The sequence below is a fragment of the Mesorhizobium sp. M1409 genome (assembly GCF_040317535.1).
GTDB lineage: Bacteria > Pseudomonadota > Alphaproteobacteria > Rhizobiales > Rhizobiaceae > Mesorhizobium.
Genome location: NZ_JAMYKV010000046.1, coordinates 1 through 11,885 on the forward strand (window position 1 = coordinate 1; position 11,885 = coordinate 11,885).

The window sequence follows — 11,885 nt, forward strand, 5'->3', positions numbered from 1 at the left end:
TCGGGATCTTCGCCTTCGGCTGGTCGATGCACTCCGTGTCCAGCGTTCGCTATGTGTTGGAGACATCATCACGCTCGCTGCAGCTTAAGAACACGCTGACCCAGGCCGACATCCAATCGATCGCCACGCAGAAATTGGAGGCCCTGGGTTTGAAGGATGTGAACGTCACGATCGCTTTCGACCCGGCGAGCGGTGGCTTCCGCATGGCGCATCTGACCGCCAGCTATGCCTTCGTCATCGACTTCCCTTACTTCAGCAACTTTCCGATCAACTACGCGACAACCGTTACGGTACCGATGGTCGGGAGTTAGGCTAGATCTGCCCAGTACGGGCTTTGGGCGGTCATGTAACGCAAGCTTGGCACTCCGGCCGGCTTTCGACGGCACAGGGCTAGCTTATATATTCATTAATGCTAATATAAAGCTGTCGCAACGTCATGTCCGAGCATGTCTCGAAGTGTGCACTGTGGGGGTTCCAATGAGAGTGGCTATATTTTGCGCGGCTATCGTGTTCGCTGCGACGGGTGTCGCAGTTGCCAAGGAGAAGAAGGTGCCAGCCAGTGACGCCGCCGCCTTGTGTTCTACCAACCCGTCAACCAAGAAGCCCGTTCCAAATCTTGACTGTAGTGTGACCGGAACCGCCAAATCGGAAGACAGCGGCGCAAAGGCAGGGCCGCGCCTCGGATACGACTCGAATCCGTGGATTATAACTGGCTTTTGACTTTGCTTTGGCGGACGCCAAGTTCAAGCGCTGAAGGGAGCCGCCTTAACCGGCAAGCGCCCGTTTCAGCATAGGCACTCACGCAACGCCGTCCTTGTCGCTCGAGCCGCCGGCCGAAGCATGTCGCAAGATGCGGGTGAAGTCTCTGGTACGCCCAAGGGGAATCGAACCCCTGTTACCGCCGTGAAAGGGCGGTGTCCTAACCGCTAGACGATGGGCGCGCTCAGACGAAGCGGCTTATACTGGCGTTGCGCGCAACCGGCAACCCGTCAGGTGCCACCTTGGGCAACTTTTTTGCGAGCTGTCGAAGCGGCACATTCGCCATGGCTGGGCAAAGCGCCAGCATGCCTTGGCGATCAGCGGAAACGCCCATCGCTTCGTCATCCTCGGGTCTGCGCCGCCATCGCTTCGCTCCTTGCCCCGCCCGTGGATGACGAAGTGCGGAAGGCTTAGGCTGATCAGGACGTCAGGGATGGTCCAACGGAACGATCTTGGCTGCCAATAGGCCTCGTCTGCTCCGCGCCGCTAGCCGTCGCCACCGCCGCTGCGCCGGCGGCAACGCCAGTTCCAGTCGCGCTCGGGCCCGACATCGACGTGAACCGATTCTGTGTGGCAATAGGTGCCGACGCCGCCGCGGCCGGGCATGGTTCTGATGTAGCTCGCCAGTTCCCATTTCGAAACGCCGGGGACCTGGATGTCGGCTGCGGCGCAATACATGTGCAGCGAATTCTTGGCGCCGTTGGCGCGGCGGTTGCGGGCCGGGTCGCGATAGCCCGAAGTCACCGTCATCTTGCGGCCGTAGTGGCCTTCGATCGTCTTGAGCACGCGGACCAGCGACGGCTTCAGGCAAGCCACATCGACGCTCTCGTTCTGCTTGAGCAGCCCGTTGGGCGCCAACCGGGCCATGCCGGCGGCGGATGCCATCTGATAGGCGCCAGCGCCTGTACCTTCGTCCTCGTTGAGGTCGACGTCGCTTTCATCGTCGAGGCCGGACTTGCGCTTGATTTCGAACAGGGCTGTCTGGCGCACGCCGGGCAGGGCGTCGCTACCGGTGATGTGGCCGGTATCGCCACCAAGCGAAGCCAGTTGCACCGGCTTTGCCGCGGAATTGGCCGAGGCAAGCGTGATGATCGGCTTTGCCGCCGCTGGCGCTTCTTTGGCCTGCACTGTTGGCTGCTCGCCCGACCGGGTGTTGATGAGGGGTGCTGATGTCGCCGAGGCCGGTGTGGTGCCAAACATCGAGGCCAGGAAACCTCTTTTCTTCGGTGCTTCGGGCTGCGGCATCTCGCCAGCCGTCACATAGACCGGATTGTCCATTGCTGGTGCGGCTGCCGGCTTCGGCGCATTCACGCCGGCATCGGCGGCAGCGATCTTTTCGGCGACCGCGTCGCTCTGCTGGGTCGCCGGTGCCTGCTGCTGCAAGGACTGAGGCGTTTGTCCGATAATCGTCTCGGTGCCGGCCGGCGTGGTCAGCGGAAAGGCGGCTTGGGGCTTGGCTATAGGGACATAGGCGACCTTCTCGGGAAGTGCCGTATCGCTCGCCGTCATCACGGTCGTCTGCTCGGTCGTGACCTCGGACGAATCGGCGACCGCGGTCGGCGTGGCGCTGGAGGCGGCATTTATGTCCGATGCCGTGGCGTTATAACCGGGCATTCCAACCGACATTGTCGGGTCACCAGCCGAGGTGCAGGAGGCCAGAAGCAATGAACAGAGCGCTGCCACGATGGCGCGGCGTTCTCCCTTTGCGAGGCTCCATCCTGCTGATTTCAAAGCCAAATTCCCCCTCGATGTCCGGTCGGTATATCCCTGGTGCGGCACCGATACGCCGCGTCAAGGTGACCTTTGTCTCCGATCCGGAAACGAGACCTGTGTCAAATCCGCAAGCCTGGAAGTATTTTTGCGGCGATTGCCGAATTACGGCTGCTTGATGGTTGACTACACCATCTCGCCCGCTTTTGCCGGTGCGTCAACTCACCAGACATTACAGTCCGTTACACACGCACCTTCACATAGGTCCCGGGAGCATCTCCCAAGGTTTTCATATGCTTGCCGGGTTTGCGGGCGGGCACGCGGGTGTTGTCCTTGGTCTCTATCCAGTCTTGCCAGTGCGGCCACCAGGACCCTGGATGCTCGGTGGCCTTGGCAAACCACTGGCCGAAATCGCCCGTCGGCGTATCCCCGGTCCAGTACTGATATTTGTTGGATGCCGGCGGATTGACGACGCCGGCGATATGACCGGATCCGGCCATCACGTATTCGACCTTGCCGCCGAAATATTTCGAGCCGAGGAACACCGAAAGCGCCGGTGCGATGTGATCTTCCTTTGAGGCGAGGTTGTAGACCGGGATGGTGATGTCGCCGAGCGAGACCGTGTGGCCCGCCAGTTCCATCATGCCTCGCGAGAGGTTGTTCTCGAGATAGCAGTTGCGCAGGTAGAAAGAGTGATTGGCCGCGCCCATGCGGGTCGAATCGGCATTCCAGTAGAGCAGATCGAAGGGCAGGGGATCCTTGCCGCGCATGTAGTTGTTGACGACATAGGGCCAGATCAGGTCGCCGGAACGCAGCATGTTGAAGGCGGTCGCCATCTTGGTGCCGTCGAGATAGCCCTTTTCGCTCATCGACTTTTCGACCGCCGCGACCTGCTCTTCGTCGACGAACACTTTCAGGTCGCCGGCATGGGTGAAGTCGACCTGCGTGGTGAAGAAGGTCGCCGACTTGATGCGGTCGTCGCCTTCGCGTGCCATCAGCGCCAGTGCCGCCGCCAAGAGCGTGCCGCCGACACAATAGCCGATCGCATTGACGTCGCTTTCGCCGGTGGCCTTCTCGACCGTGTCGAGGCCGTATTGAAGGCCCTCGCGGATGTAAGCCTCCCAGCCCTTGGTGCCGTGGCGCTCGTCCGGGTTGATCCAGGAGATGACGAAGACGGTATGACCCTGTTCGATCGCCCAGCGGATGAAGGATTTCTGCGGGTTCAGATCGAGGATGTAGAACTTGTTGATCCATGGCGGGCAAATCAGCAGCGGTCGCTTGAGCACCGTTTCGGTCGCCGGATCGTACTGGATGATCTCGGCGACATCGCTGCGGCCAACCACCTTGCCGGGGGTGGTGGCGATGTTCCTGCCGATCTCGAAGGGCGAGTAGTCTGCCTGGCGCACCTTCAGGTCGCCCTTGCCGGCGGCGATGTCCTCGGCCAGCATTTTCATGCCGCGCACCAGGTTCTCACCGTTCGAGGCGACGGTTTCGCGAAACAGTTCCGGATTGGTCAGGATGAAATTCGACGGCGAGATGGCGTTGGACACCTGCTTGACGTAGAAGCCGGCCTTGTGGCGGGTGTGCTCGTCGAGGCCCTCGGCGTGCTCGACCAGATCGGCCGCCCAGCGCGAGGTGACGAGATAGGCCTGCTTGAGGAAATCGAAGAAGGCGTTGCGGCCCCATTCCGGGTCGAGGAAGCGCTTGTCGCCGCGCTCCGGCTTGACGGCGTCTTCGGTCTCTTCCGCGGCGTTGCTGGTGCGCTGAATGGCGTTGGCCCAGACCGTCATGTAGCCGGAGAACAACCGCGTCTGCGCCTCCAGCGCGCGCTGCGGATCGGACAGCCAGTATTCGCTGAGCTTGGAGAAGGTCTTCACCATGTCGACGACCGGCTCTGCGACGTGATCGCGTACCTCGCCTTTTTCACGCGGCTCGGCCCAGGCGGAAGCGGCCTTGCCGGCCTGCTCGATCATGCGCGCCATGTTCAGGGCGAAGCGTTCCGGGTCCTTCACCAGATATTGCTCGACGGTCGAAGGCTCGTCATCTTCCGCTTTGCCCGAATCGGGTGTTTTGGACATGGTTGGCGGGGTTCCTCCCGGGGCCTTTTCTTGACATATTAACATGGGACATCCGACCGGGTCCAATCTCGCTCTACCCCGGCTGCCAAGGAAACAATATGACGATTAATTTTGGCGAGACTGTTTTTTTCGGCGCCGGACGTTTTTGCCGCATCGGTGCGGCGATCGTCCTCATGGGGATTGCCGGGTGCTCGAGCACCAACACCAGTGGCCCGACGCCGGTTGCCGTGAGCGCGGGACCGAAGGATACCGGTACCTTTCCGAACCTGAACATCAAGCCGCAAGTGGCGGCACCGCAGTTCACCGAAGCCGAGAAGAACGCCAAGCTTGCGCAATTGAAGGCGGATGAGAATTCGCAGGCGGCAAAAGGCGGCGGTCCGAAGGTCGCTAATCAGGCGGCGCTGACGGATCTCGCCAAGAAGCACGGCGACGAAACGCTGAAGCAGATCGAAGCCAAATGCGACCCCGCCCTCGACCCTACCTGCAAATAAGTATATAGCGCGCGCCCAATACCCCTTTGCTGTCTGGAACTGCCATGGAAGAATTTCACAAGGTCCGCCGGCTTCCGCCTTACGTCTTCGAGCAGGTCAACCGGCTCAAGGCCAGCGCTCGTTCGCGCGGCGCCGACATCATCGACCTCGGCATGGGCAATCCGGACCTGCCGACGCCCAAGGCCATCGTCGACAAACTGTGCGAGGTCGTGCGCGATCCGCGTACGCACCGCTATTCCTCGTCGCGCGGCATTCCGGGCTTGCGCCGCGCCCAGGCCAACTATTACGCCCGCCGCTTCGGCGTGAAGCTCAACCCCGACACGCAAGTGGTGGCCACGCTTGGTTCGAAGGAAGGCTTCGCCAACATGGCGCAGGCGATCACCGCGCCGGGCGACGTGATCCTGTGCCCGAACCCAACCTATCCGATCCACGCCTTCGGCTTCATCATGTCGGGCGGCGTCATCCGCTCGTTGCAGGTGGAGCCCGATGACGGCTTCATCCCGGCGCTCGAGCGCGGTGTCAAGCATTCGATCCCGAAACCCCTTGCGCTGATCCTCAACTATCCGTCGAACCCGACGGCGCTGGTCGCCTCGCTCGACTTCTACAAGGATGTGGTGGCGTTCGCCAAGAAGAACGACATCATCATACTGTCCGACCTGGCCTATTCGGAGATCTATTTCGATGGCAATCCGCCGCCTTCGGTGCTGCAGGTGCCGGGCGCGATCGACGTCTGCGTCGAGTTCACCTCGATGTCGAAGACCTTCTCGATGCCTGGCTGGCGCATGGGCTTTGCGGTCGGCAACGAGCGGCTGATCTCGGCGCTGACCAGGGTGAAATCCTATCTCGACTACGGCGCCTTCACGCCGATCCAGGTGGCGGCGGCACACGCGCTCAACGGCGACGGCGCCGACATCGCCGAAGTCCGCGACATCTACCACAAGCGCCGCGACGTGATGGTCGATGCCTTCGGCCGCGCCGGCTGGACCATCCCGGCACCGGCGGCATCGATGTTCGCCTGGGCGCCGATCCCGGAGCCGTTCAGGCATCTCGGCTCGCTCGAATTCTCCAAGCTGCTGATCGAACATGCCGACGTGGCGGTAGCGCCGGGTGTCGGCTTCGGCGAACATGGCGACGATCACGTGCGCATTGCGCTGGTCGAGAACGAGCACCGGATCCGGCAGGCGGCGCGCAACATCAAGCGCTTCCTGGCAACCAGCGCCAAGCAGCCTAACAATGTCGTGCCGCTCTCCGCTCATCGGTAAGCTTGCCGCAGACAATTTCGAATTTTGAGGGACGTCGCCGGACATGGCTGAAGCATTGCGTGTTGGAATTGCCGGTCTCGGTACCGTCGGCGCGTCGGTGACGCGCGTGCTGCGTGACAAGGCGGCGGAACTGACCCGGCAATGCGGGCGCGATATCGTCGTCACCACGGTCTCGGCGCGCGACCGGAAGCGTGATCGCGGCGTCGATCTCAGTGCCGCAAAATGGTTCGACGATCCGGTCAAGATGGCCCAGACCGCCGAAATCGACGTGTTCGTCGAACTGATCGGCGGCGACGAGGGGCCGGCGCGCCTATCGGTGAAGGCAGCACTCGAAGCCGGCCGTCACGTCGTTACCGCCAACAAGGCGCTGCTCGCCAAGCATGGCGTGGCGCTGGCCGAGATCGCCGAGAAGAAGGGCGTGCTGCTCAACTACGAAGCGGCTGTGGCGGGCGGTATTCCCGTCATCAAGACGATGCGTGAGGCGATGGCCGGCAATTCGGTCACCCGCGTTTTCGGCATCCTCAACGGCACCTGCAACTACATCCTGACCCGCATGGAGGCCGAGGGCATTTCGTTCGACGCTTGCCTGAAGGACGCGCAGCGGCTGGGCTATGCCGAGGCCGATCCGACCTTCGACATCGAGGGCCACGACACCGCGCACAAGCTGTCGATCCTGACCAGCCTTGCGTTCGGGACCAGGATTGCCGCCAACGACATCTACATGGAAGGCATTTCCAACATCACCCAGGCCGACATCCGCGCGGCAGGCGATCTTGGCTACCGGATCAAGCTGCTTGGTGTCGCCCAGCGCACCGAGAGCGGCATCGAACAGCGCGTGCATCCGACCATGGTGCCGACGGCCTCGGTCATCGCGCAGGTGCATGGCGTCACCAACGCGGTGGCGATCGAGACCGACATTCTTGGCGAGCTGCTGCTGTCCGGCCCGGGTGCTGGCGGCAACGCCACCGCGTCGGCCGTCATCGGCGACATCGCCGACATCGCCAAGAGCCGGCCCGGTTTCCAGCACGGTCCGGTCTTCGGCCAGCCGGCGAAGGAGCTGAAACCCTACAAGAAGGCGCAGATGCGCAGCCATGCCGGCGGCTATTTCATCCGGTTGACCGTGCATGACCGCATCGGCGTGTTCGCGGCAATAGCCAAGCGCATGGCCGACAATGACATCTCGCTGGAATCGATCGTCCAGCACGCGGTCAACGGCGAGGCGGCGGCACAGAAGACAGTGATCCTCGTCACCCATGAGACGACGGAGGCAGCCGTGCGCAAGGCCGTCGACGGCATCACCAAGGACGGCCATCTGACCGACAAGCCGCAGGTCATCCGCATCGAGCGGGCAGGGTAGTTTTCCGCCCGGTAGCCGCGCGGGGCCACGAATCCAGCGGGCGTTGGATGTCGGTCCGATGGCGATGGCCACGACCGGAACGAATTCGCGTCGGAGCCGTTCTCTTGGTCAGCAACCAGAGGGAGCCGCTTCATGGCCGATACCAACAAATCCGATACCCCTGATATCAACGACATCCAGAAGACGCTGGAAAAGCAGATTGCCGAACTGCGCAAGGAGATCACCAAGATCAACAAGAGCATTTCGGCACGGGGCGCGGAAATGCTCGATGACGCCAGCGAGCAGGCTTCCGAGTTCTATGACACGGCGGCTACCCGCGCGTCGCGAACCGCACAGCAGTTGCGCAGCCAAGCTCAGGCTGTCTCGGAAGTAGCGCGCGAAAATCCCGGCACCACGACCGCCCTGGTCGGCGTGATCGGTTTGCTCGGCTTTATGGCCGGATTCGCCATTGGTCAGTCGACGAACGATACGTCGCGCCGCTGGTATTGACCGCGGCGCGATAGGGCCGGGTTTGCCGGCACATTTCCCTGTTTCAGCAGATCATTTTTAAGGAGGGCACTATGGCTTCATCCGCCTTGATCAGCATCCTGATCACATTCCTCGTCATCATCCTCGTTCTCTATCTGGTTCAGCGCTTGCCGCTCGACGGGCGAATGAGGCAGATCGTCCAGATCATCGTCATCATCATCGGCATCGTTTCATTGCTCAGATATCTCGCGGTCTTCTAGGCCGCAAAGGGCGCCGACTTCCATTTTTTCAACCCGGCCCGGTTCATTGCGGTCGGGCCCGCGTCGTTTTGAAATACGGTTTAATCGATTGATATTGCTGGCTATTCGATAATATCCTTGGCGGGTCTTGCCGTTGTCATGCTCGTTTGACAAAACAGGCCCGCCTCCGGCGGGAGGCAGCATTGCCAACGAGGAAATCACCAGATGAATGTGGCCCAGAACATCGTCGCCGGCCTTGACCGGATACTCACCATGGAACTGGTGCGCGTCACCGAACGGGCAGCCGTCGCGGCGGCCAGGCTGCGCGGGCGCGGCGACGAAATGGCGGCCGACCAGGTCGCCGTGGATGCCATGCGCCAGGAGCTCAACCGGCTTGCCATCAAGGGCACGGTGGTGATCGGCGAGGGCGAACGGGACGAGGCACCGATGCTCTATATCGGCGAGGAGGTCGGCACCGGGAAAGGTCCGGCCGTCGATATCGCGCTCGATCCGCTGGAAGGCACGACGATCTGCGCCAAGAACCTGCCCAATGCGCTCGCCGTCATCGCCATCGCCGAGAAGGGCAGCCTGCTGTTCGCGCCCGATGTCTACATGGACAAGATCGCCATCGGTCCGGGCTACGAAGACGGCGTCATCGACATTGATGCCTCGCCGGCCGAAAACATCGCCAATCTCGCCCGGGCCAAGGGCGTCGCCGTGTCGGACATCACTGCCTGTATCCTCGACCGGCCACGTCATGCCAAGCTGATCGATGACGTGCGCGCCACGGGCGCAGCGATCCGGCTGATCGGCGATGGTGATGTCGCCGGCGTCATCCACACCACCGATTCCGAGGAAACCGGCATCGATATCTATCTCGGCACTGGCGGCGCGCCGGAGGGCGTTCTGGCCGCGGCGGCGTTGCGCTGCACCGGCGGCCAGATGCAGGGCCGGCTGATCCTCGACACGCCGGAAAAGGTCGCTCGCGCGGCGAAGATGGGTATTTCCAATCCGAAACGGGTCTATCGGGCCGAAGACATGGCGCGCGGCGACGTGCTGTTCGCGGCCACCGGCGTCACCGACGGCAACATGCTGGCAGGGGTCAAGTTTGGCCGCAACACCATCACCACCCACACGATCGTGCTGCGCTCGTCGTCGCGGACGGTGCGCGAGATCAAGGCTCGCCATCAGGACCTGGATAAGTTCTAGGTTCACTGTTGTTGGCTCGGGTGCTTGCGGACCGGCATCGCAGTTGTTAGCCCTGTGGCTGCATAGGATGATGCTGGGCGCAGGGATTTGACGATGAAACCGTTCGACTGGCACGCGGATCCGATTTCGCGCGCCACCGCCATCACGAAGTCCTATCGCAACACCCAGAACGCGCGCCGCTTTCTCATCCGGGAATGCGGCGACGCGTTCAGGTTCGACCGGCCTTTCATGGCCTGGCTCAAGGACGGTGCCGACAAGACGATGGGCGATGCGGTCGACGAATGGCTTCGTCGCCAGGCTGAAAAGCGGAAAGCGTAGTTTTCTTGAAATCTCCCGGGACGGCGCGCGAATCGCTTGGCTTTGCCAGCCTCTGGCCTAAAGCGCGTCGCGTTCACGCGACGCGCTTTAGATTGTTGTTTATGCATGTCGTTGTCCCAAAACCGCTGCGCACTTTCGGGGCGACGTGCACTATCCTGCGGCCAACCATGAGTTGGCAAACCGTATGACCGGCGAAAAACGCCTCTTCCTCGATGTCAGGCAGTCGGTATCAGGGGTTTCCTGGGAACACCGGCTGAGTGAGCGCCAGGACATGATCGCGCTCGCCATCGCGCAAGGCCATGGCGTGCCCGACATCGTCGCGCGGGTGCTTGCCGGTCGCGGCGTCACCGCCGAGCAGACCGAGCGATTTCTCGATCCGAGGATCCGCGACCTTCTGCCGGATCCGGCATCGCTGACCGACATGGACAGGGCGGCGGCCCGCATCGCCGCCGCGGTGATGGCCAGGGAAAAAGTGGCGATTTTCGGCGACTATGATGTCGACGGCGCCGCTTCGTCGGCCTTGCTGAAACGGTTCCTCACGCATTTCTCCGTGCCGTCGGAAATCTACATCCCGGATCGCATTTTCGAGGGCTATGGTCCCAATCCCGACGCCATGCGCGAATTGGTTTCGCGTGGCGCAACGCTGATCGTCACCGTCGATTGCGGCACCAACAGCGCCGTCTCCATAGATGCCGCCAACGAGGCCGGGGCCGATGTCGTCGTGCTCGACCACCATCAGGTCGGCGGCGCCTTGCCGGCGGCAATTGCCGTCGTCAATCCCAACCGCGACGACGACCTTTCCGGGCAGGGTCATCTCTGTGCCGCCGGCGTGGTCTTCCTCGCCCTTGTGCAGACCGCCAAAATCCTGCGCGGCCGCATGGCCGATGCCACGCCGCCGGACCTGCTTTCGCTGCTCGATCTCGTGGCCCTTGCCACCGTTTGCGACGTGGTGCCGCTGACCGGCGTCAACCGCGCCTTCGTGGTCAAGGGGTTGCAGATGGCACGCCAGCAGAAGAACGAAGGGCTGGCGGCACTCGCACGGGTCTCGCGTATCGGCGAGCCGATCAACACATTCCATCTGGCCTATTTGATCGGCCCGCGCATCAATGCCGGCGGACGCATCGGCGATGCCGCACTCGGCAGCCGCCTGCTCGCGACCGACGATCCGGTCGAGGCGCGCACCATTGCCGAAACGCTCGACCGGCTCAACCAGGAACGGCAGCTGATGGAGCAGGAGATGCTCGCGGCGGCGCGCGCCGAGGCCGATACCGAGCTTGCCGGCGGCAATGGCCCGGCCATCGTCGTCACCGCCAGCAACAACTGGCATCCGGGCATTGTCGGACTGCTGGCCTCGCGATTGAAGGATCATGCGCGCCGGCCCGCCTTCGCCATTGCCTTCAATGCAAACGGCACCGGCACCGGCTCGGGCCGCTCGGTGTCGGGCTTCGACCTCGGCCGGCTGGTGCGCGAGGCGGCCGATGCCGGGCTGATCGTCAAGGGCGGCGGCCACGGCATGGCGGCGGGCATCACCGTGGAGCGGGCGAAGCTCGGCGAGCTCAGGGCGTTTTTCGAAGAGCGGGCGGCGGCCGATGTGTTCCGGCTGCAAGGCGAGGAAAGCCTAGCGATCGACGGCGCGCTTGCCGCCGAAGGCGCGACGCTCGGCCTGCTCGACGCGCTGGAAAAGGCCGGACCTTTCGGTGCCGGGCATGCAGCCCCCGTTTTCGTGCTGCCGCGTCACCGGCTGGCCGATGCGCGGCCGGTCGGTACCAACCACATCCGCGTCGAGCTGCAATCGGAGAGCGGCGGGCGCATCCAGGCGATCGCCTTTCGCGCCGTCGATACCGCACTCGGCGAATTCCTGTTCAAGAACCGCGGCAAGACAATCCACGTCGCCGGCTCGCTGTCGGGTAACCATTGGAACGGCAACCGCACCGTACAGTTTCGCATCACCGATGCGGCGCGCGCATAAGGTTCTTGTGGGGCCATGATCTTCT

At 62.8% G+C, this 11,885-nt stretch carries 11 protein-coding genes and 1 tRNA gene; 9 read left to right on the forward strand and 3 right to left on the reverse strand.

Annotated features, from left to right (window positions below; translation table 11 throughout):
- Window positions 1-311 (forward strand): pilus assembly protein (locus tag NKG99_RS27405; RefSeq protein WP_352872138.1); only part of this gene is annotated, 311 nt, incomplete at its 5' end.
- A 555-nt stretch (window positions 312-866) separates the two neighbouring features.
- Here the strand turns inward: NKG99_RS27405 and NKG99_RS27410 are convergent.
- From NKG99_RS27410 to NKG99_RS27420, 3 genes are all read right to left on the reverse strand, one after another.
- Window positions 867-941, reverse strand: a tRNA-Glu gene (locus NKG99_RS27410).
- A gap of 304 nt (window positions 942-1,245) precedes the next feature.
- The gene (locus tag NKG99_RS27415) at window positions 1,246-2,496 is read right to left on the reverse strand and encodes a YcbK family protein (protein ID WP_352872139.1); all 1,251 of its coding nucleotides are present in this window, start codon (window positions 2,494-2,496) and stop codon (window positions 1,246-1,248) included.
- Window positions 2,497-2,711: 215 nt separating this feature from the next.
- Window positions 2,712-4,547, reverse strand: a complete 1,836-nt coding sequence (locus tag NKG99_RS27420) for a PHA/PHB synthase family protein (RefSeq protein ID WP_352872140.1) — start codon at window positions 4,545-4,547, stop codon at window positions 2,712-2,714.
- A 2-nt stretch (window positions 4,548-4,549) separates the two neighbouring features.
- On the opposite strand from NKG99_RS27420, the gene NKG99_RS27425 reads away from it, so the two are divergent.
- From NKG99_RS27425 to recJ, 8 genes are all read left to right on the forward strand, one after another.
- Entirely contained in the window at window positions 4,550-5,038 is a 489-nt protein-coding gene (locus NKG99_RS27425) for a hypothetical protein (protein WP_352872141.1), read from the forward strand.
- Between the two features lie 44 nt (window positions 5,039-5,082).
- Complete coding sequence (locus tag NKG99_RS27430) at window positions 5,083-6,300, forward strand: LL-diaminopimelate aminotransferase (protein ID WP_352607046.1); 1,218 nt, start codon at window positions 5,083-5,085, stop codon at window positions 6,298-6,300.
- Window positions 6,301-6,343: 43 nt separating this feature from the next.
- On the forward strand, window positions 6,344-7,657 hold the full coding sequence (locus NKG99_RS27435) for a homoserine dehydrogenase (RefSeq protein WP_352872142.1): 1,314 nt from the start codon (window positions 6,344-6,346) through the stop codon (window positions 7,655-7,657).
- A 132-nt stretch (window positions 7,658-7,789) separates the two neighbouring features.
- Window positions 7,790-8,146, forward strand: a complete 357-nt coding sequence (locus NKG99_RS27440) for a hypothetical protein (protein ID WP_352872143.1) — start codon at window positions 7,790-7,792, stop codon at window positions 8,144-8,146.
- A 71-nt stretch (window positions 8,147-8,217) separates the two neighbouring features.
- Entirely contained in the window at window positions 8,218-8,385 is a 168-nt protein-coding gene (locus NKG99_RS27445; RefSeq protein ID WP_352872144.1) for a Thivi_2564 family membrane protein, read from the forward strand.
- A gap of 204 nt (window positions 8,386-8,589) precedes the next feature.
- A complete protein-coding gene (glpX, locus tag NKG99_RS27450; protein WP_352872145.1) occupies window positions 8,590-9,573 on the forward strand; it encodes a class II fructose-bisphosphatase in 984 nt (327 codons plus the stop codon).
- A gap of 93 nt (window positions 9,574-9,666) precedes the next feature.
- Entirely contained in the window at window positions 9,667-9,891 is a 225-nt protein-coding gene (locus NKG99_RS27455; protein WP_352872146.1) for a DUF6434 domain-containing protein, read from the forward strand.
- A 184-nt stretch (window positions 9,892-10,075) separates the two neighbouring features.
- A complete protein-coding gene (recJ, locus tag NKG99_RS27460) occupies window positions 10,076-11,860 on the forward strand; it encodes a single-stranded-DNA-specific exonuclease RecJ (RefSeq protein ID WP_352872148.1) in 1,785 nt (594 codons plus the stop codon).
- Window positions 11,861-11,885 lie beyond the last annotated feature (25 nt).

What these genes read in the sequence shown, in the direction of transcription:
- NKG99_RS27420 (WP_352872140.1), bottom strand. Translation starts at nt 4,547, where the DNA reads ATGTCCAAAACACCCGATTCGGGCAAAGCGGAAGATGACGAGCCTTCG.
- NKG99_RS27430 (WP_352607046.1), top strand. Translation starts at nt 5,083, where the DNA reads ATGGAAGAATTTCACAAGGTCCGCCGGCTTCCGCCTTACGTCTTCGAG.
- NKG99_RS27435 (WP_352872142.1), top strand. Translation starts at nt 6,344, where the DNA reads ATGGCTGAAGCATTGCGTGTTGGAATTGCCGGTCTCGGTACCGTCGGC.
- NKG99_RS27440 (WP_352872143.1), top strand. Translation starts at nt 7,790, where the DNA reads ATGGCCGATACCAACAAATCCGATACCCCTGATATCAACGACATCCAG.
- NKG99_RS27445 (WP_352872144.1), top strand. Translation starts at nt 8,218, where the DNA reads ATGGCTTCATCCGCCTTGATCAGCATCCTGATCACATTCCTCGTCATC.
- glpX (WP_352872145.1), top strand. Translation starts at nt 8,590, where the DNA reads ATGAATGTGGCCCAGAACATCGTCGCCGGCCTTGACCGGATACTCACC.
- NKG99_RS27455 (WP_352872146.1), top strand. Translation starts at nt 9,667, where the DNA reads ATGAAACCGTTCGACTGGCACGCGGATCCGATTTCGCGCGCCACCGCC.
- recJ (WP_352872148.1), top strand. Translation starts at nt 10,076, where the DNA reads ATGACCGGCGAAAAACGCCTCTTCCTCGATGTCAGGCAGTCGGTATCA.